Origin of the sequence: Neobacillus fumarioli NBRC 102428 (assembly GCF_001591485.1) — a bacterium.
Classification (GTDB): domain Bacteria; phylum Bacillota; class Bacilli; order Bacillales; family Cytobacillaceae; genus Neobacillus; species Neobacillus fumarioli.
On sequence record NZ_BCUZ01000045.1, the window covers coordinates 1 to 20591 of the forward strand.

Annotated in this window: 21 protein-coding genes; 1 reads left to right on the forward strand and 20 read right to left on the reverse strand. The window is 44.2% G+C overall.

Features of this window, described 5'->3' with window-relative positions:
• Positions 1–117: 117 nt before the first annotated feature.
• The 4 genes from fabZ to spoIIID form a co-directional block, all read right to left on the reverse strand.
• Positions 118–552, reverse strand: coding sequence for a 3-hydroxyacyl-ACP dehydratase FabZ (gene fabZ, locus BFU02S_RS08825; protein ID WP_066369327.1), 435 nt, complete (start codon positions 550–552; stop codon positions 118–120).
• Positions 553–652: 100 nt separating this feature from the next.
• Positions 653–874, reverse strand: coding sequence for a DNA-directed RNA polymerase subunit beta (locus BFU02S_RS08830; RefSeq protein WP_066369331.1), 222 nt, complete (start codon positions 872–874; stop codon positions 653–655).
• A 249-nt stretch (positions 875–1123) separates the two neighbouring features.
• Positions 1124–2125 carry a rod shape-determining protein gene (locus BFU02S_RS08835; RefSeq protein WP_066369334.1) on the reverse strand — a complete coding sequence of 334 codons (1002 nt, stop codon included), beginning with the start codon at positions 2123–2125 and terminating at the stop codon, positions 1124–1126.
• Between the two features lie 173 nt (positions 2126–2298).
• Positions 2299–2571: a sporulation transcriptional regulator SpoIIID gene (spoIIID, locus tag BFU02S_RS08840; protein WP_066369336.1), complete on the reverse strand. Its 273-nt coding sequence runs from the start codon at positions 2569–2571 to the stop codon at positions 2299–2301.
• A 524-nt stretch (positions 2572–3095) separates the two neighbouring features.
• Between spoIIID and BFU02S_RS08845 the strand changes: the two genes are divergently transcribed.
• Positions 3096–3425: an MGMT family protein gene (locus BFU02S_RS08845; RefSeq protein WP_066369337.1), complete on the forward strand. Its 330-nt coding sequence runs from the start codon at positions 3096–3098 to the stop codon at positions 3423–3425.
• A gap of 24 nt (positions 3426–3449) precedes the next feature.
• On the opposite strand, the gene BFU02S_RS17665 is transcribed toward BFU02S_RS08845, so the two are convergent.
• The 16 genes from BFU02S_RS17665 to BFU02S_RS08920 all read right to left on the reverse strand — a co-directional run.
• A complete protein-coding gene (locus tag BFU02S_RS17665) occupies positions 3450–4736 on the reverse strand; it encodes a penicillin-binding transpeptidase domain-containing protein (RefSeq protein ID WP_369690660.1) in 1287 nt (428 codons plus the stop codon).
• A complete protein-coding gene (locus BFU02S_RS17670) occupies positions 4736–5440 on the reverse strand; it encodes an NTF2-like N-terminal transpeptidase domain-containing protein (RefSeq protein ID WP_369690661.1) in 705 nt (234 codons plus the stop codon). Before BFU02S_RS17670 ends, BFU02S_RS17665 begins: the two co-directional genes overlap by 1 nt.
• Positions 5441–5604: 164 nt before the next feature.
• Entirely contained in the window at positions 5605–6483 is an 879-nt protein-coding gene (gene spoIIQ / locus BFU02S_RS08855) for a stage II sporulation protein SpoIIQ (protein WP_066369339.1), read from the reverse strand.
• A 214-nt stretch (positions 6484–6697) separates the two neighbouring features.
• Positions 6698–7732 (reverse strand): stage II sporulation protein D, encoded by a 1035-nt coding sequence (gene spoIID, locus BFU02S_RS08860; protein WP_066369341.1) that lies wholly within the window; start codon positions 7730–7732, stop codon positions 6698–6700.
• Positions 7733–8239: 507 nt separating this feature from the next.
• The gene (gene murA / locus BFU02S_RS08865) at positions 8240–9550 is read right to left on the reverse strand and encodes a UDP-N-acetylglucosamine 1-carboxyvinyltransferase (RefSeq protein ID WP_066369345.1); all 1311 of its coding nucleotides are present in this window, start codon (positions 9548–9550) and stop codon (positions 8240–8242) included.
• 32 nt (positions 9551–9582) lie between these two features.
• Entirely contained in the window at positions 9583–10404 is an 822-nt protein-coding gene (locus BFU02S_RS08870; protein ID WP_066369347.1) for a YwmB family TATA-box binding protein, read from the reverse strand.
• A 333-nt stretch (positions 10405–10737) separates the two neighbouring features.
• Positions 10738–10971 carry a DUF1146 family protein gene (locus BFU02S_RS08875; RefSeq protein ID WP_066369349.1) on the reverse strand — a complete coding sequence of 78 codons (234 nt, stop codon included), beginning with the start codon at positions 10969–10971 and terminating at the stop codon, positions 10738–10740.
• A 231-nt stretch (positions 10972–11202) separates the two neighbouring features.
• A complete protein-coding gene (gene nuoN / locus BFU02S_RS08880) occupies positions 11203–12714 on the reverse strand; it encodes an NADH-quinone oxidoreductase subunit NuoN (RefSeq protein ID WP_066369351.1) in 1512 nt (503 codons plus the stop codon).
• A gap of 6 nt (positions 12715–12720) precedes the next feature.
• Positions 12721–14229, reverse strand: a complete 1509-nt coding sequence (locus tag BFU02S_RS08885) for an NADH-quinone oxidoreductase subunit M (protein WP_066369354.1) — start codon at positions 14227–14229, stop codon at positions 12721–12723.
• Positions 14226–16097, reverse strand: a complete 1872-nt coding sequence (nuoL, locus tag BFU02S_RS08890) for an NADH-quinone oxidoreductase subunit L (protein WP_066369356.1) — start codon at positions 16095–16097, stop codon at positions 14226–14228. The genes BFU02S_RS08885 and nuoL overlap by 4 nt, the downstream gene beginning before the upstream one ends.
• Positions 16098–16264: 167 nt before the next feature.
• A complete protein-coding gene (nuoK, locus tag BFU02S_RS08895; RefSeq protein WP_066369364.1) occupies positions 16265–16579 on the reverse strand; it encodes an NADH-quinone oxidoreductase subunit NuoK in 315 nt (104 codons plus the stop codon).
• A complete protein-coding gene (locus BFU02S_RS08900) occupies positions 16576–17094 on the reverse strand; it encodes an NADH-quinone oxidoreductase subunit J (RefSeq protein WP_066369366.1) in 519 nt (172 codons plus the stop codon). The genes nuoK and BFU02S_RS08900 overlap by 4 nt, the downstream gene beginning before the upstream one ends.
• Positions 17091–17510: an NADH-quinone oxidoreductase subunit NuoI gene (nuoI, locus tag BFU02S_RS08905; RefSeq protein WP_066369368.1), complete on the reverse strand. Its 420-nt coding sequence runs from the start codon at positions 17508–17510 to the stop codon at positions 17091–17093. Before nuoI ends, BFU02S_RS08900 begins: the two co-directional genes overlap by 4 nt.
• 180 nt (positions 17511–17690) lie before the next feature.
• On the reverse strand, positions 17691–18701 hold the full coding sequence (nuoH, locus tag BFU02S_RS08910) for an NADH-quinone oxidoreductase subunit NuoH (RefSeq protein ID WP_066369371.1): 1011 nt from the start codon (positions 18699–18701) through the stop codon (positions 17691–17693).
• Positions 18701–19801: an NADH-quinone oxidoreductase subunit D gene (locus BFU02S_RS08915; RefSeq protein WP_066369373.1), complete on the reverse strand. Its 1101-nt coding sequence runs from the start codon at positions 19799–19801 to the stop codon at positions 18701–18703. Before BFU02S_RS08915 ends, nuoH begins: the two co-directional genes overlap by 1 nt.
• Before the next feature lie 3 nt (positions 19802–19804).
• A partial coding sequence (locus BFU02S_RS08920; protein WP_066369375.1) for an NADH-quinone oxidoreductase subunit C occupies positions 19805–20591 on the reverse strand: 787 nt, incomplete at its 5' end.

Genomic DNA, 20591 nt, shown 5'->3' on the forward strand with positions numbered 1-20591 from the left:
GGGGCTAGGACGCTTGCGCTTGACAATTTTCGAAGTCAACATTTTCTTTCTTACTTGATCAGGAAACCCACCCGGGCCAACGGAAAAGGGACAGAGTTTGCAATCTGTCCCTCTTTACTATTCTTTTTTGTCTCCAAGGGCGAAGGTGATCTCCGCCTCACAGGCAATTTCCCCGTCCACTGTGGCAACAGCCTTTCCTTTGCCAATGGAACCCCTCACGCGAACCATTTCTACTTCTAGCCGCAGTTGATCGCCAGGTTTCACTTGACGTTTAAAGCGGCAATTGTCGATTCCCGCAAAAAATGCCAGCCGACCGCGGTTTTCTTCTTTTTTCAAAACGGCAACGGCTCCGACTTGTGCAAGTGCCTCAATGATCAAGACTCCTGGCATCACCGGAAATTCTGGAAAATGTCCATTGAAAAATTCTTCATTCGCCGAAACATTCTTAATCCCGACTGCACGCTTTCCTTCTTCTACCTCCAAAATTCTGTCCACAAGCAAGAACGGATAACGATGAGGAATAATTTCTTTAATTTGCTGGATATCAAGCATATACCCTAATACCTCCTACTAATAGCAAGTGATCTTTCCTATTTTACTATTAAATGCATACAAAAAGGAAGAGTAGCGGTCCCTTCCCAAAAACGATCTATTACTTTTTATTAACCAAATCACGAATATGTACCCAGGTCGATGGTTTGAATACATCGGCTGCTTTGCCGTCTCCAAGCACGCTAAACCCGACGACAGCACCCGCCATTAAGCTGACACACATAAGGATCACGAGCAGAACAAGACGCAACCAGATCGGTATAAGACGAATTCTCACTCGTTTCTTTTTAGTTGTTATGCCATGCTGTTCTTCCATGTCCATCTCTTAGTGCTCCTTAGATTTTCTTTTCGCAGGTTGATCTCTATTCTCCTAAACCGTTTAAGCAGCCGTATTATGTCTTTAGTTTACTCTTTTGCTGAAAATAATACATTAAATTTTTTTTCCAAACTTCAGCCCAAAATAAAAAAGCCCAATGACCAAGGCTTGTCCACCCGTTTCATTAGACTTTTTCCTTTTATTTATCGGTATAAAGGGCAGGACATAAAACAATCCTGTTTGGTTACTTTAAGATCAGCCTAATTTTCGATTTGGAATCCGATCAATATTATCAAGCATGACCCCTGTTCCAATTGCTACGCAATCCATTGGATTTTCTGCTACAAGTACCGGAACCTTTAGCTCTTCTGCAAGCAGCATATCAATTCCATGCAATAGCGCTCCGCCGCCTGTTAGAATGACACCGCGGTCAATGATGTCAGCGGAAAGCTCTGGCGGTGTGCGTTCGAGTACACTTTTGGCCGCTTGAACAATCACGGAAACGGATTCTCTTAGTGCTGCTTCAATTTCTTCGGAACGGACTGAAATCGTACGCGGCAGACCGCTTACCATATCACGGCCACGGATTTCCATTTCTTCTGAACGCGATCCCGGAAAGACAGTTCCGATGTTAATTTTAATATTTTCCGCTGTACGCTCACCAATTAACAGCTTGTACTCGCGTTTAATGTAGTTCAAAATCTCCATGTCGAACTTGTCGCCGGCCATTTTAATGGAGGAAGACGTTACGATATCGCCCATTGAAAGTACAGCAACATCCGTCGTTCCTCCACCGATATCTACTACCATATTTCCGCTAGGCTGGAAGATATCCATGCCTGCGCCAATTGCCGCTACTTTCGGCTCCTCTTCCAGGTACACCTTTTTACCGCCGCTCTTTTCAGCTGCTTCACGAATCGCTTTTTGCTCAACGCTTGTAATATTCGTTGGACAGCAAATCAAAATGCGGGGTTTTGATAAAAAGCCCTTCACATTGAGTTTATTAATAAAGTGGCGCAACATTGCCTCTGTTACATCAAAATCAGCAATGACGCCATCTTTTAATGGACGAATGGCCACAATATTGCCAGGTGTACGTCCTACCATGCGCCGAGCCTCTTCGCCAACTGCTAAAACCCGATTTGAATTTTTGTCTATCGCAACAACTGATGGTTCATTTAATACAATGCCACGGCCCTTCACATGGATCAATACGTTAGCCGTTCCTAAATCAATCCCTATATCCCTTGCAAACATTCTCTTTCCTTTCCTCCTCAAAACGGAATCCTCTTATCTTCCTAATTGAATATTGTACCATATTCATTAAAATTTCCATAACGTTTTATTTCAATCGCTGTATTTTTTTGATGAAAATTGTCGGAGTGAAGGATTGAAGAGAATTATTATTTTTTAATAATGAAAACTTTTGATTATTTTACCGTCTCCCCCTCCTTTTCTTCTTTCTGATATTTCATTTTCGTTGCCTCGCCGCCCCGTAAATGGCGAATAGATTTATGATAATCTAATATTTCTTTAACCTCGTTTGCAAGTTCTGGATTAATCTCAGGAAGCCTTTCGGTCAAATCCTTATGGACTGTACTTTTGGATACGCCAAACTCCTTCGCAATCACGCGAACTGTTTTCCTCGTCTCCACGATATACTTACCAATCTTGATAGTCCTCTCTTTGATGTAATCGTGCACACTCTCGCCCTCCCTAAATTGGATGTGAGACATGTGAAATGAGACCCGCTTATCACTTCGACGAAATACTGCTTCCGTGTGGTGTCAGGCACCGCCCGTGGACAATTGTCCGCCTCCAGTGGACATTGCTGCATATTGGGTGTCTATCTTGGTGTCAGGCACCAGACGGCAGAAAGTAGGTACTTTCTGATCATACGATGAATAATCATGTCCTTGGCTGAATATCCGTTAACTTCAAACGACTCCTCACCTCAAACACTCTCTTTGTAAAGGTTTGTAACATTTTATTAGCTTGGATATGGGTTTATGCACAAAATCCACAATAGGGACAAGGGGTTTCTGAAGTTTTTTGAAAATTGGACGGTACGTACTTTTTTTCACAATTCTTAAGAGCGGCATTTTCTACTAGTTTTGAAGAAAATCGTTTCATTTCTTGTCGTATTTTCCGGGAAATTTGTCGAGAGGGTAACAGATAGTTTAAAAATGTATAATAGGGTTATGATCTCAATGAAAGGAATAAAGTTATGACACCTTTTACAGAAAATGTAATTTCTATTATTCGAAATATCCCTGAAGGTAAGGTGATGACGTATGGTCAGATTGCCAGCCTTGCCGGTAGTCCCAGGGCGGCCCGCCAAGTCGTTCGTATTCTTCACTCGATGAGTAAGAAATACCGTCTTCCCTGGCACCGGATTATCAATGCCAAAGGTCAAATCGCCCTTCAAGATGATGAGTCCTATCATGACCAGTTACTGTCCCTTGAAGCGGAGGGAGTTGAAGTTGGGCTTAATGGGATCATCGACTTAAGGAAATATCAGTGGCATCCCGAATGTAAAAAAATAGACCAGGCTTGAAACCATGGTCTATTTATTCAAAACTCATTTGATCTTCATGAAAATATTTTTCACCTTATTTACCGGGATCTGCGAGCCTCCTCTACCTTGGACTCCTTCGACCATCATAGCGATCAAAAGGTTCGGCGAGTCGGTGTTGTAGGCAATAAACCAGCCGTTTTCCGTGCCGGTTGTGCCTTGTTTTTCCTTTATTTCTGCTGTACCCGTTTTTCCTGCAAGCGGGTAATCAGCTATATCAGCACTATGGGCAGTCCCGCTCGGATCAGCCACAACCTTGCGCAAATCTGCCGCAACTACTGCTACATTTGCGCTAGATACCACAGCAGGCTTCAACACCTGACCATGTTGATCATCCGCTAATAGGATTGGCTTCAACATATTGCCATTGTTGATAAAAGGCGTGTAGGCGGCCATTACATGAACAATACTCATTTCGATTTGCCCTTGACCGTAGCCGGAATCTGCAAGTGCTATGTCCCCATTCATCGTACCATACGTTGATTTTTCCAGCGGGTAGGCATATCCCATATCCTGATCAAAGCCGAACTTCTTCAACCCCGAAATAAACGCGTCCTTCCCTATATTTAACGCCGCTTGGGCAAAATAAATATTGTCGGAAAAAACGAATGCTTTTTCCAAATTTACCGGACTGGCCTCATGCACTCTTGTTACATAATAACCGCCCCATGAAGCGTCTTTCTGCCACTTCTTCCCGCTAATGTTTACTTCTTGGTCTGGCTTTATGGTGCCGCTGTCAAGGCCTATTGAAGCTGTAATGGCCTTCATTACCGACCCAGGTGCATATGTCTGTTTAAAGCGTGTGGTCAGCGGCTTCTTCGGATCATCTTGAAGGGCCTTCCATTCATCAGCCGAGAACCCAAGAACAGCCTGATTTGGGTCGAATGACGGACTGCTTATGAGTGCCAGCGTTTCACCCGTTTTCGGGTTCATCGCCGAAGCGGCCCCAGCCTCTCCGTTCATTTCTGTAAAAATCTTGGCCTGAAGCTCTGCATCAATTGTCAGCTTGACATCTTTGCCATCTGCAACTGGTTTTTCTGCAAGCACGGTCTGGCCTCCATCCTTTTTTTTAATGATGATTTTAACGCCGCTTGTGCCTTTCAGCTGTTCATCCAACACTTGTTCAAGGCCTCTTTTTCCAATCAAATCACTGCTGGTATATCCCTTTCCTTTTAACTGGGCCAGTTCATCTGCTGTTATCGGTCCAATATAACCGATTAGCTGGGCGGCTGCCTCTTTGTAAGGATAGAGCCGAGCTTCGACCTTTCGTGTCTGCACGCCATCAATTGCCATCAGTTGTTTAATCCGCTCCGTGCATCGAGCGCGACTTTTTTCAACGGTACAAACAGCCCCGGCTTTACCCAGCTGGCATTCAGTTCTTTGTTGATTTGTTCTGGTGTGGTTTTTAGCAGGCTTGCCAATTGCTCGAGGCCCGGTTCTTGAATTTTGCCTGCCACTGCGCCCACTTCATACACCTGACCGTTGACAGCCAGTCCTTTGCTATTGCGATCTAGAATTTGTCCCCGTTTTGGCAAGGTTGTAGAGAGCTGAATCTTGTCTCCTTCTTGTAATGGCGGGAAAATAAACCCCGTGTTCCAGTCAATATACCAATTCGTCTGATCGTCTCGTTTTTCTTTTTTCAATTGGGCTTGATAACTGAAATGAATGGGTCCTGCAATGCTGTTCATGTTAGCAGTAAAAGAATAGTGGGCTTGGTCTTTTTTGGCTTGTGTGTCGTCTTTAGGTTTTGTGAAGTTAATCTTGAGGTTGTTTATTTGCAGGTCATTGTAGAGTTTTTTATAACGGGAAGTGAAGTCATCCTTGGTGATTTTCTTCTTAGCATCATCGCTAAGGTAACCATACATCTTATCAAACTTTTGCTGATTCCATAAAGCTATGTACTCCGCGAACCGGTCCCCGGGTGTCGGCTCCTTACTGCATCCAGCAAACAACACACACACCACCAACAACAGCAAAAGATTCGCCAAACGTTTCAAACAAATCCCCCCTTTTTTTACCATTGTAACACAGAAAATCAACACCTGACACCCAGTTTCACCGATTGTCCACTGGAGGCGGACAAATGTCCACGAGTGGTGCCTGACACCAAACTCAACAAAAAAAAGAGGAAAGTATATTCCTCTCCCCTTTATGATGGTGGTTATGAGTTTGTGTTTGTGTCGGTTGTGTTGCTGTTTTGGTCTGTGTTTTGGCTGTTATCTGAGTTTTGGTCTGAGCTTTGGTTGGAAGATGGTGTATCAGTTGTGCTTCCTGAGTCGTCCATATTTTGTTGGTCTTCTTTTATTTTTGGAAGTTGTGTTGATTCTTCAGATGTGTTGCCTGATACATTTGTTTCAGCAAGGGTGCTTAGCGTCTTGTTGATATAATCTGATGGGTTTACCGCAACACCATCTTTGCGAATTTCAAAATGAACGTGTGTTCCAGCTTTTTCGTTATACAAGCTCTTGCCAGCTTGAGCAATTACATCGCCTTGTTGTACCTTGTCTCCAACTTTAACTTTGATGTTTTTAATGGATTGATATTGTGTAACAATTCCTTTATCATGTTCGATTTCGACAACATTTCCAAGCGTTGCATCTTCGTCGACACGGGTAACCTTTCCACTTAAGGATGCTGTCACATCAAAGGTTTTACCGTCTTTTGATGTAATATCGATACCGGTATTTGGCTGATACGTATTATTGTAAAATACTAATGATGCTTCCTGGTCTGACGGCTTCCCGTTGAAATCATAGAATTTCATTTTAATGACAGCAGAGTCAGGATTTTTAACCGGCATTTTGAAGTTTTCCATCGCTTTGTTCACTTCAACTGACGGCTCGTTAAACTGCTTACCTGAAGAGTCTGTAGAGTTGTAGCTATATTTGTTCGTGTCTGTGCTGCTTGACTGATACCATAGAACCCCGGTTAAAATGATTGCTGCACTAGCGATATACAAGCTTGGAAACACCCAACGCTTTTTGAAAAAGCGTTTCATTTTGGAACCTTGAGAAGATCGTTTGTTTTCTTCCTCTCTCATTTTTCATCACCTCAGCAATCATTCTGAACAGATAAGTAGAATTATATACACTAGTCTGGAAAAATTTTTTAAAAAGTTTATTTTTCGACAGCGGGTTTATTTTTATGCATGAAAGTGGGGATTTTTTTAAATGATAGGAGGGCCTGTTGTTTGCAGCTTGACTCGAGCTTAAAATTGAAAAAGCCAGGTATCAACCTGGCGATCATTGAATCCTTTAATTTTTGGCTGTCATCATCGCAAGCAAACTATCTGCTGAGGTGATTTGGACTCCCGAATAGTAGTGTTCCACAATGTCCTTATAGGTCTTGCCCTCGGCTGCCATTCCATTTGCACCATATTGGCTCATGCCGACACCGTGTCCATAGCCTTTTGTTGTAACGACAATCATATTGCCTTTTCGTTGCCAGGAAAAATCAGAAGACATCAGACCCAGTTTCTCGCGGATGTCCTTGCCGGTTAAAATTTTTCCATTAAAATCAACTTTCGCGACGCGTTTTCCAGCGGTATGGGCAATAATTTTTCCGATTGGGCCTGATGTGCCGATTTTCACGCCAAGACGATTTTCAAAGTCTTTAACAGTGAATTCCATTTCCCCGTTAAATTTAGGAGAATTTTTATCCCATGGACTTGATACACTGCGCAAATAGGGAATGCTACCCGACCAATAATCCTCGGAATTTTCGGTGTAACCGTTGCTGGTGGAGAAGAACTGTGCCTGAATCGGCTTCCCATCATAGGTTATAATTTGACCGCTCGTTGCCCGTACTGCATCTAATATTTTTTTATATTTCTTATTATAGTCCATGCCCCAGGCTTTCTTTAGTTCATCTTCACTTTCATAAGCCTGATTTAGTGGTGTATCGGTCACCTCGGCACCTTTTGGAGCGCCCGTCGTATCCTTGCTCAGCAGACGATTTACGATATAGGTTCTTGCTGTCAGTGCCTGTGCCTTTAGAGCTTCTTCTTTGAACTCAGCTGGCATTTCTGCAGCCACCACACCAACGAGATATTCCTCCAACGGAACCTTTTCGATTCTCTTTGTTCTGGAACGATAGACAGATACTTCTATCGCTTCATCCGCTTTGGATAGGGAGACTGATCTTTTCGGCGGGGCCTTAGAATTGATCCTCCCTCCCAATTTTCCAATGGCCTTCCCCTCCGAAAAAGGAATCACAAGCAATGAAGGAATAATCAGCGACAAGGCAATAAGAACCGATCCTAGTACAATGAGTGGTTTGAACTTATTCATGCTTATAGCCTCCAGTATGTAAAATTCATAACCCGCCTCAAACAAACAGGTCTTTCACAATTCATACATATGGAAACGGACAAGCATTTATTACTGAATTTTGGTGTCAGGCACCGCCCGTGGACAAATTGCCGATTTGTCCATGTGGGGTGGACAGTTTGAGGGCTTCTCTAATTTTTTATAGATGATGTTTTTTATATTTGTTGTGGTTATTTGGAAAAGTTATAAAGAACTGAAGCGGTAGGACAATTGGTATCATAGAACGAAATGGGTGTCATATTCTAATAGTAGAGCGCATAATAATGGAGTCAAATGAAAAACAGGACCCGTCGTTCGGCAGGCCCCGTTGTTTTTGGTACGTTTAATTCCACGTATCCGTGTGTGCCAACTAAGATGTGGAAATGATCCAGCAAATTCCTCAAATACCACTCTTGTGACATTGTATGCATTCACGTACGTGTGCGTAACTTCAATTATTCAGATTCATGCTGAAAGTTATTTCCAAACTTACGCATTCATATCGGATACGTATTTTTCCACCTCGATGAAGATTTCATCCGGTTCGCTTACACGTTCAATGTCGGCTCCAAGTAACGCCAACTTTTCGTGGAAGTTCACATAGCCTCGGTCTAAGTGCTTTAATTCCGTTACCCGTGTGATTCCTTCTGCTACTAAGCCAGTCAAGATTAATGCTGCAGCAGCACGAAGGTCGGTTGCCGCAACTTCGGCACCCTGTAAGTTACAAGGACCATTTAAAATGACCGAACGGCCTTCAATTTTAATATCGGCATTCATACGCCGGAATTCTTCCACATGCATGAACCGATTCTCAAAAACCGTTTCGGTAATCATTGAAGTGCCTTCCGCACATAAAAGCAGTGCCATCATTTGCGATTGCATGTCGGTTGGGAATCCCGGATGCGGCATTGTTTTGATGTCAACCGCTTTTAACTGCTCTGGGCCAATAACCCGAACGCCATCCTCTTCCTCGGTAATGGTAACACCCATTTCCTCCATTTTTGCAATCAATGAAGAAAGATGTTCCGGTACAGCACCCTTTACAAGTACATTGCCTCTTGTGATGGCGGCAGCGACCATAAAGGTACCTGCTTCGATACGGTCGGGTATAATGGTATGTTCTGCACCAAATAATACGTCAACACCTTCAATACGAAGCGTGCCCGTTCCTGCACCCCGAACTTTTGCGCCCATTTTGTTTAAGAAGTTTGCTAAGTCAACAATTTCGGGTTCCTTAGCGGCGTTTTCAATGATAGTTGTTCCTTTAGCAAGAGTAGCCGCCATCATGATATTTTCTGTTGCGCCTACGCTTGGGAAATCCAAATAAATCTTTGCCCCTTTTAAGCGGCCCTTTACTTCTGCTTCGATGAAGCCATTTCCTACTTTTACCGTTGCCCCCATAGCTTCAAAGCCCTTAAGATGCTGATCAATTGGCCGGGAGCCAATTGCACAACCGCCAGGAAGCGCTACACGAGCCCGGCCATTACGGGCGAGTAACGATCCCATTACAAGAACAGAGGCGCGCATTTTCCGAACATACTCAAATGGCGCTTCCTCTTTTAACTCTCTGGATGCATTAACGACAACTGTATTATTTACAAAGCTAACTTCAGCATGTAGGTTGCGTAAAACTTCATTAATTGTGTATACATCGGAGAGTGTAGGTACATCACGAATTACACTTTTTCCATCACTTGCTAATAAGGTTGCAGCGAGAACTGGCAGAACGGCATTTTTTGCTCCTTCTACTTTTACCGTTCCATTAAGCCTTTGTCCGCCGCGGACGATGATCTTTTCCAAGAGTATTCCCCTCCGCGTCCATTTTCTCTATATTAATATTCAATCGTAATGATAGGGGTTCCTACTACAACGGTAGTTCTTGAGCCCAATCCTTCGGAGCGTATGCCAATTTGCAGATTCATATGATTTTTCTTCGTCTCAATGGAATCTGAAAACATTGGCGATGCAGCTGAAATAGACATGAATGATTTTTCTTGTAACGCTTCGATTTTCTTCGCTTTAAATATAGATAGAAAATGATTCACTGTTTTAGGTAAAGCCGTATCAATCTTATCACTTGCGATCCCTTTCATACAAGAAAAAACTGTTGGTTTTTCATGAAAAATGTCAGTTAGCCTATTTTTAAACAGCGAGCTTGCGAAAAAAGCCTCCTCACGCTTGTTCCACTCTTTTCCGCTCACACTATAGACTATATACGCACTTGCAGGTTGTTTTCTGTGGGTTGCCAAAATTTGAAGCATTTCGTTGTGGTGTTTGGTTGTTGGAGATACTGCTGTCATTTCCCACTTTTCACTGGTATTTGAATAGGTCCAGTGCCAATTAGGAAATTTTCTTCGAAGACTGCGCGCGTATTCCTCTACTTCCATCTCACTGTTTAGGCCTGTTAGTTGTTCACGTGCATAAAATGACCACTCATCGAGCAAAATATGTTCGGCTTTCAATGCTGCGCCGATTCTCGTTAAATCGTGGCTATTTTGATCTGCTTGAAAAAACGATGCGCCGGATTCATCCGCTTTTTCTGTTTGAAAAAAATTCAGGCCGCCGTTTGCCTCAGTTGTCCGGTTCCCAATCACAACCAGAATTATACTAATAAAAATAAAAATACCTAAAAACTGTTTATTTGTTTTCCCCATTTCTCTTCTCTCCCTTATTACCATTGTTTCCAAGGGAGTGAAAAGCATACTTGGGAAATATCGTCACTTTTAGACATGACGTTACTTTCCGGCTTGCAAAAGGAAATCTTACAGTTAATTTTTCCACACAAAGAAGATTGTACTCAATCTATTTGCAATAGGGAACATGATTGAAGACCTAAATTTTTTCCAATTTACAGCTGTTTCCAGCGGATACAATAAAAATGTTAATGCTTTGCGTTAAAGCAAAGAAGAAGCCAGCAACTTACATATGTAACCAGGAGTAAGGAACTCCGCTTTCTAAGATGCCTCTCGTTGATGAAGCTATTGAAGCTATTTAAAAATCATTGGCAGCTGTCTGGACCATTGTAAATAATCCAGGAAAAAGTTGCTAGCAGATGAGCCAAGAAAAATCGCTAACAATAGATAGAGTACTCTTGCCTGAAGCACATGGTTTGCACGCAGCAATTTCTCAAGGCGGATCGCCTGCAACGCCCACCAAGCCAATGCAATAAATACTAGATGTGACAGGATACTCACCAACGCCATTTGTCCCAAATCATTCATATGGTACCTCCTTTTCACACAATGTTTATTCTATCACATTGCGCCGTAAAATTAGCAGTACCTTTTCATAAAAAATTAAAAAAGCGGTGTCAGGCACCGCTCGTGGACAAATTGCTGTTTTGTCCACGTGGTGTGGACAGTTTTGCTTTCTTTGAGAAGGATGGGTTGTTTGATCTATCCACCCCAGGAGGACAATTGTCCACGGGTGGTGTCAGGCACCATTCTTTCGTTTTATTTAAAGAATTGGCCGATGATGTCCAGGTTGTTTTGCATGAAGTTGAAGGCGATGTTTGGTGCTACTCCAAATAGTATTGAGCCAGCGACTGCGACTAGTAGTACGATGACAATTCCAAATGGAATGTCAAGTTTGCTTTTATCTGCTACGGGACGGAAGAACATTTGGGTCATGACTCCGAAATAATAGAAGTATGAAACGACAGTGGTCGCAATCATGATCGCAGCTAGTAGATAATGGGATGTTCCGTAAAATGCTCCGATAAAGATGTTTAATTTGCCGATAAATCCAGCTGTGCCTGGGAAACCCGCCAACGAAATCAGTAAAATTCCCATAGAGACGGCGAGAACTGGTGAGCGGCGATAAAGACCAGCAAATTCGGTAATTTTCGTCGAGCCTGCTTTTTCCGTCACAACCTGGATGATGGCAAACGCTCCAAGGTTCATGAACAAATAAGCAAGCAGGTAGAACCAAATGGAATAGAACATATTCGCCGATAAAGTAGTTAATGCAACAAGTAAATATCCAGCGTGTGCGATACTGGAATAGGCAAACATCCGTTTAATATCCGTTTGCCTTAAAGCTACCACATTCCCAATCATCATCGTTGCGCCAGCAATCACGGCAAGATAGTTTTGCATATTAATAATAATTGGGGCCGATCCCGGTCCATTTGTGACCGCGGCGCCAAATACCGTAAGCAAAATACGAATCACAATCACGAATCCGGCTGTTTTAGAAACAACCCCCAAAAACGCTGTAACAGGGGTCGGAGCGCCTTGGTAAACGTCCGGGGCCCACATATGAAACGGGGCAGCTGCCAGCTTAAAGGATAAACCAACCAGCAACATTAAAAAGGCTAAGCCGAGCAAGTAAGCCTGATTGGCGTCGGATAGGGTTGACAGCTTTTGCGCAATGTCAAGCAAGTTGGTTGTACCTGTCAAGCCGTACGCATAGCTCATCCCAAATAAAATGATTGCAGTGGAAATTCCACCATTGATGACATATTTCATTGCCGATTCATTCGACTGCACATGATCTTTGCGCATCCCCGCCATAATATAAGAAGTAACGGATAATAATTCTAAACCAATATAAAGCGTAACTAAATCACCGCTTGAAGTCATCAGCATCCCGCCGGATACGGCGATTAAAAAAAGATAATAAAATTCACCTTGATATTTCTCCAGCCCGTCCTTTGCCTCATAGCTGACAGCTATAAACATAACGAGCGCGGCACCGAGAAGCAGCAGCATATTAAAAGCAATCGAAAAGCCGTCAATTCGGAATGTATTACTTAAAATGGACTGTGCGGGCCCGCCTGCCATTGAGGCAACAGACATAAGCGCTGCAAAGATGGCCGCAATGCCAATCCAGCCAAGAATGGTTCGGCCCAAGGTTTTCGGCATAAATAAATCAAATACGATAAGTAAAGCTGCCACACCAAGGATGATGAACTCCGGTGTCATTATGCTCCAATTGATCGATAAAAAGTTCTCAGCACTCATCCTTCATCACCCTCCTAACCCAACCAAGATCGTCTCAAGTGCGGAATGAAGCGGAGAGCTCAGAACACTTGGGAATACTCCAATTAACACGATTAACAACACAAGTACCAGAACCGGTATGAATTCAACGCCCTTTAAGTCGAAAACACCAGTAAATTCACGGTGTGCCTGGCCAAACGTCATCCCCAAAACAGCGCGCAGCACATAGGCGGCGGTCATGATGATGCCGATGGTTCCAACCGCAGCAAGCCATGGCAAAGTTTTAAACAGTCCCATAAAGGCCATAAATTCACTGACGAAACCCGACATACCCGGAAGTCCTAAAGAAGCCATTCCAGCTGCAAGCAGGAATCCGGCAGCAAGCGGCATGCCTTTGGCGAGTCCGCCAAGATTTTCGATAAACGAAGTATCAGTCCGTTCGTAAAGAACACCGACAATAAAGAACAATAGCGCCGAAATTAATCCGTGGGAAATGACTTGAAAAATCGCTCCTTGAACGCCCGTCTGATTCATTGCGGCCATCCCCATCAGCACAATTCCCATATGGGAAATGGAGGAATAAGCGAGCACCATTTTAAAATCGGTTTGAATGAATGCAAGAAACGCCCCGCAAAGCAGATTCATGACCCCAAGAACGGCGATAAGCGTAGCGAGCATCTTAAACTGCTCAGGGAAAATGCCCATTCCAAACCGAATTAAACCGTAAGCACCGATTTTTAACAGAATCCCAGAGTGAATCATGACAACAGACGGCGGTGCTTGGACGTGCACCCGCAGCATCCAGCTGTGCAGCGGAAAAATCGGCAATTTGACGCCAAAAGCAATCAGCAAAGAAATCAGTAGGCCCAACTTCAAGCTGCCACTAATCGGGTCACTTGGATCGGCGACGATTTTACGCAGCATTTCGATATTGGTCGTCCCTGTTTTCGCAAATAAAATCATGATCACGATGAGCAAAATGGCAGAACCAAAGCCATTATAAAGCAAGAAACTGAATGCGGCTTTTTCTTTTTCAAAATAACCCCATTTTCCAATCAGGAAAAATGTTGGAATCAAGGTAACCTCGAAGAAGATAAAAAACAATATTAAGTTTTCAGCTGTAAACACACCAAGCATACCGGTTTCCAAGAGAAGGAACAACATAAAGTAGCCCTTCCATTCTTTTTTCACAAACCGTACAGCGCCGATCGCCGATAGGGTTGCAACTACTGCCGTAAGCACGACGAGCAAAAGCTGAAAGCCGTTAATGCCAAGCTCATAGGCTACTGAAAAAACAGGCTCTTGAACGTTAAAGCCGCGAAACTGAATCCATGAATGGGTCACCGAAAAATCGGCTAAATTTTTACCAGCTAAGTAATGGAAATAAATGGCCAACGATAAAAACAATGCTGGCAGTGTGAAAAGAACGCCGACTAGTTTGCAAATCTTTTCAGCCTGTTTTGGTACAAAGGCTAGCACCACGATCCCTGCGAGTGGGGAGAATACCAGAATTGAAAGTATGGAATGTAAATTCATCGTAAGTACCCCCCTGTTAAGGCAAAGATGACAACGAGAACGGCCAGTCCAAGAAAGGCTACGGCACCGTATGTTTGCACCTGTCCGCTTTGCAGTTTCGCCCCCAGCTTTCCCAGACCTTGGATGATACTGGTGACCAGTTTGACAAGACCTTCGACAAGAAAGACATCGATGAAACGGAACAGATAGCTAATGCCCTTTGAGATCGCCACAATCGTCATTTGATAGAATTCATCAATATAGTATTTGTTTAATAAAATCGTATGCAAGATACCGCCTTTGCCGCTTAACCAATCACGCGATACAGAGCGCTTGCCGTAAATGAGCCAAGCAAAGAAACTACCGCCAAGCGAGAAAAGCGTTGCCGCCAGCTGAATCCATACCGGACCTTCTGCATGACCTGAGCCAAGCTTCGCATTGCCTTGAACGAGCCAGTCGCCAAGGTAGGAACCGAACCAAGGGGTGTTCACGTAACCGCCAACGATGGCGAGGACCCCAAGAACGATCATTGGGAACGTCATGGACCCAGGTGATTCGTGTACATGCTTTTCATCCTTCCCGCGGAATTCTCCGGTAAATACTAGGAAGAACAGGCGGAACATATAAAATGCTGTAAAGAACGCCGCAATTAACGCAAGCAAGAAGAGGATCGGGTGTCCGCCTTCCCATGCGGCTGCCAAAATTTCATCTTTACTAAAGAAACCCGATAGTAACGGCACCCCGCTGATTGCGAGTGTTCCGATTAAGAACAGCGGCCCAGTCAGCTTTAATTTTTTCCACAGACCGCCCATTTTTTCGATATCTTGATTGCCGCCGACCGCATGGATCACAGAGCCGGCTGCAAGGAATAATAATGCCTTGAAGAATGCATGCGTCATCAAGTGGAATACGCCGGCAACATAACCAGCAGAGCCTAAAGCAAACATCATATAACCAAGCTGGCTCACCGTAGAGTAGGCAAGCACGCGTTTAATATCGGTTTGCACGAGACCAATGCTGGCGGCGAAAATGGCGGTAAATGCCCCAATTATTGCGATCGTAAGCAGTGCCGTTTTGCTGGCCAAGAACAATGGGAACAGCGCTGCAACCAAGTAGACCCCGGCCGCAACCATTGTCGCCGCGTGAATCAATGCAGAAACCGGTGTCGGACCTTCCATCGCATCCGGAAGCCATGAATGGAGCGGGAATTGACCTGATTTTCCAACAGCTCCTACAAAAATCAGAATCGCCGTTAAGGTAATCATGGTGCCTGACACCTGACCGGCATTGACTGCTTTAAAAATTTCGCTATACTCAAAGCTTTTAGTTTGCCAGAATAAAAGAATCATACCGATGAATAAGCCGACATCGCCGATCCTGGTCATAATGAAGGCTTTTTTCGCAGCAGCCTTTGCTTCTTCTTTGTAAAAATAAAATCCGATTAACAGGAAGGAACCTAGTCCAACCAATTCCCAGAAAATATAGGTTTGCAGTAAGTTTGGCGAAATAACCAATCCCAGCATGGCAAACGTAAATAATCCTAAATACACATAAAATACCGAAAAGCGCTCATCGCCGTGCATATATCCTTTTGAATAAGTGTGCACAAGGAAGCTGACGAGCGAAACGATAAACAGCATTAATGCATTTAATTGATTGACTTCAAAGCCCGCTGTTATATGAAGATCTCCTATCGTAAGCCAATTGAATTTTGCGCTGTAGGTCGGCTCAAAAAAACGCTGGAATAACACCACGATCGAGAAGACAAGTGATACAAATGTGGCGAGAATCCCCACATAGGCGCTTCGCTCTTTCAATTGCTTACCGATGAGAAGAAGGATTACAAAAGATACTAGCGGGAAAAGCGGTATGAGCCAAGCATTTTCCATCCTTAATCCCCCTGTGCGGCGGCACCCTTTAGATCTAGGTCTGCACAATCCCGCTTTTTTGGCGGAAATTTTTTGTTAGGCTTTCTTGAATCTTGTGCGGATAGACTTAGGGCCGCTGCCATTGTTGTCGGTGTCTCTTTGCTTTTAAAATAGACATCCCTAAGATTTTAGTTTTTCATTTCATCCATTTCGTCAATGTGAACTGTTTTCTTATTACGGTAGACCGACATAAGGATTGCCAGTCCAACAGCTGCTTCAGCTGCGCCAACGGCCATCGCAAACAGGGTAAATACTTGCCCGGTAATCGATGGGTTTAAGCCGTATTTGCTGAAGGTAACCAAATTGATGTTCACCGCATTTAGCATTAATTCAATTGAAATTAACACAATAACAGTGTTCCGCTTTGTCAACGCACCGTATAAACCGATGCAAAAAAGGATTAGGGCTAGTGCCAGAAAGGCCGAAGCAGGGACTGAACTCATTCTTTTTCCCCCTCCTTATCCTCGCGTTTTGCCAGCACAATCGCGCCGATCAAGGCTACTAGAAGTAGAACGGAGACAAACTCAAATGGAATGATAAATTTCGAATAAATCGCCTTGCCGATCTGCATTGTATTGTTTTCATGCAGTACGGTTTGTACTTGCGGGATATCGAAATTGTAGATGCCAAGATACACAGCAAAGGCAAAACCGACAATCCCGATTGCCAATATAATTTTTCTCCATTTCCCAGTCGGTTCTTCACTTTCGTCATATGGCTTGGTTAACATAATGCCAAACAGCATGATAATCGTGACAGCACCAGAATAGATTAACACCTGTACTGCGGCGACAAACTCAGCCGAGAGCAGAATGTAAATGCCAGCGATGCTGACGAAGGTGAAAATAAGGGCCACGACCATGTGAACAACCTTGTTTAGGTTTAACAGCAATACACCGCCGATAATGGCCACCAGGGCGAGAACCATAGATGCGAAAAATTCGCCCGAAAATGTCATGCTTTATTCACCTGCCGCACGTTTTCGTCATTCTCATCCAGCCATTCCAGGTTTTTAAATAACCTATCACGGCTGTATTCAGCGAGCTCAAAATTATTGGTCATCACGATCGCTTCCGTCGGACAAACCTCCGTACACAGGTCACAAAGGATGCAAATCTCAAAATTAATATCATACGTGTCGATGATTTTGCCTTTTTTCGTCGGATCAGGATGCTTCTTCCCCGTCAACTGAATACAATCCGTCGGACAAATATTCGCACACTGATTACACACAATACACTTCTCCGGATAAAACTTCTGAATCCCGCGAAACCGATCCGGCAGCGGCAGCGGCTCATTCGGATAATCATACGTCACCTTCTCACGAGATAACTGCTTTAACGTATACTTCAAACCTTTTGCTAAACCAAGCACGTTTCTCACCCCTTTTTGATGTTGGTGTCAGGCACCGCTCGTGGACATTTCCCTGTTTTGTCCACGTGGGATGGACACCTGTTTTCGTAATGTCAAATTTCGTAATTAGTGCCAGTTACACACCATATTGTTTTACGCGTGTTCTGTCCACTCCAGGCGGACAAATGTCCACGGATGGTGTCAGGCACCGAAGAATAGAGACTTGATCAAGGCGGTTAGGAAGATGTTTGCCAGTGCGATTGGTAGTAGTACTTTCCAGGCGAATTCCATGAGTTTGTCGGCTCGCATTCTTGGGAATGTGACGCGGAACCAGATGTAGATGAATACGACGAAGCAGAATTTGAGTGCGAACCAGACGGATCCGGGAATAAAGTTCAGGAATTTGAATGGTGACATCCAGCCGCCAAGGAATAGTACGGTAATGAGTGCTGACATGGCAAATAGATATACATATTCTGCCAGCATAAAGAAGGCCCAGCGGAAGCCGGTATATTCGGTATGGTATCCGGCAACTAGTTCTGATTCTGATTCCGGCAGATCAAATGGTGTTCGGCTTAATTCTGCGGTCGAGGCTATGATGAAGATGATAAAGCCGATTGGCTGCAGTAAAATAAACCAGCCATGCGCTTGAGCTTCCACAATTTTATTTAAGTTTAAGCTGCCGGATAACAGGATCACTCCCAGCACCGACATGACAAGCGGGATTTCATACGAAATCATCTGGGCCGTAGCCCGTGCACCTCCTAAAAGAGAGTATTTGTTGTTGGAAGCCCAGCCTCCGAGAAGTACGCCGAACACGGTCATCCCGGAAACGGCCACATAATATAGTAAGCCAACGCCGAGATCGGCAAATTGAAACTTATCTGTAAACGGGATGGTTGCTAATACCATGAATGACGGTGCAAAGGCGATGATCGGTGCCAGAATGAACAATGGCTTGTCGGCTAGCTTCGGAATAATATCTTCCTTTAATAGAAGCTTTAATACGTCCGCAACGGTTTGCAATAGTCCCCAGCGACCGCCGACCTGGTTTGGGCCGATCCTGAGCTGCATGAAACCCATGACTTTCCGCTCCGCCAAAATGGAATACGTGACAAATCCTAATACGATAAAAAGTAAAATAACCCCTAGAATAAAGAAGATAATAAAATTAAACCAGCCGGGACTTGACTCGAGCATATTCTGTATCATTAGCCGTCCACCTCTCCAAGTACAATATCAATTGCTCCTAAAATGGCAATCATATTTGCAATGTTTTCTCCCTTTAACAACTTCGGCAGAATTTGCAAATTGTAAAAGGATGGTCTTCTAAACTTTAAGCGATACGGCTCTTTCTTCCCGTCGCTGCAGATGTAACAGCCAATCTCACCACGCGGCGACTCAATTCGGACAAAAGCTTCCCCTTTTGGCGCTTTAATAATTTTAGGCACTTTGGCAAGGATCTCACCGCCGGACGGAAATTGTTCGCACGCCTGCTCCACAATTTTCAACGACTCTTCAATTTCTTTCGTCCGAACATGATAGCGTGCCAGAGCATCACCGCCCTCCTCTGTGATCACATTAAAATCGAAGCGGTCGTAGATGGAATACGGCTCATCCTTACGCAGGTCCCACTTAACCCCGGTCGATCTAAGATTTGCCCCGCTGAGCGAATAATTCAGCGCGTCCTCTTTCGTATACTTGCCGATCCCACTTACCCGATTCATAAAAATTTCATTTCCCGTCACCAAACTATGATAGCCGGCAAGTTGTTCCCGCATATAGGGAACAAATTCTTTTACCTTTTCAATCCAGCCATCGGGTGCATCCCATTTCACTCCGCCGACACGCATATAGTTATAGGTCAAGCGGCCTCCTGAAAGCTCGTTTAAGAGATTGATAATCATTTCCCTCTCACGGAATGCGTAGAGAAAGGGGCTGACAGCTCCAAGGTCAAGCAAAAAGGTTCCCCACCACACTAAGTGGCTGGCGATCCGGTTCAGTTCCATAGCCATAACGCGCAAATACTCGGCACGTTCGGGAATCTCAATGCCCATCATAGTTTCTACCGCATGACAGATCACATAGTTATTGGTCATCGCCGAAAGGTAATCCATCCGGTCTGTGTACGGGATGATTTGGGTATACTGCAGATCTTCCGCCAATTTTTCGGTTCCACGGTGTAAATAACCGATGACAGGAATAGCTTCGGTAATGATTTCCCCATCAAGTTTTACAATCAGCCGGAATACTCCGTGTGTACTTGGATGCTGAGGTCCGACATTCAGGACCATTTCTTCTGTTCTAATCACCTGCTACACCTCCACGTCATACGGCTCATAGTCTTTTCGCAGTGGATGGCCGACCCAATCTTCACCAAGGAAAATCCGGTGCAGGTTCGGATGTCCGGTAAACTGAATACCCAGTAGATCATAGGCTTCACACTCAGGCCAGTTTGCGCCGGCCCATAAAGGAGATAAGGATTCAATTACCGGGGCATCACGGTCCATTTTCACTTTCAATGCGACGGACTGCCGATTTTTGTATGAGTATAAGTGAACATAAATTTCCATATGTGTGACAAAATCTGTTCCATGAAGCTCTGATAGATAGTCAAACCCTAACATCTCGTTATATTTTAAAAATTGGGCCAATTTAAAGTAGTATTCACGCTTCACAACCAGAGTCGGGACATCCTTGGACAGTTTATTAATATAGAAATCTTCTAAAACATTCGGGCCTAAATTTTCTTCAATCACTTTGACATACTTATCTAAATATGGCTGATTCGGTGATGGCTTTGATTCAGCACCTGGTGCATCAGAAACTGCGGCCCCGCCTTTGGCTGCAGCTTTGGCTTTCGCTGCTGCAGCTGCCTTCGCTTTTGCTGCTGCAATGGCTTTCGCCTTTTCATCATCGCCAGAAGCACTGCCTCCGCCCATTGCGGCTACTTTGGCCTTTGCTGCTGCGGCGGCTTTTGCTTTTGCTACGGCTGCTGCTTTTTTCTTGGCAAGATCATCAGCCTCATCAGATTCAGCTGCTTTAGGCTCTGCCTCTGATTCATCTACGATTCCCTCGCGCTTCTTCTTCGCCATCGCTGCT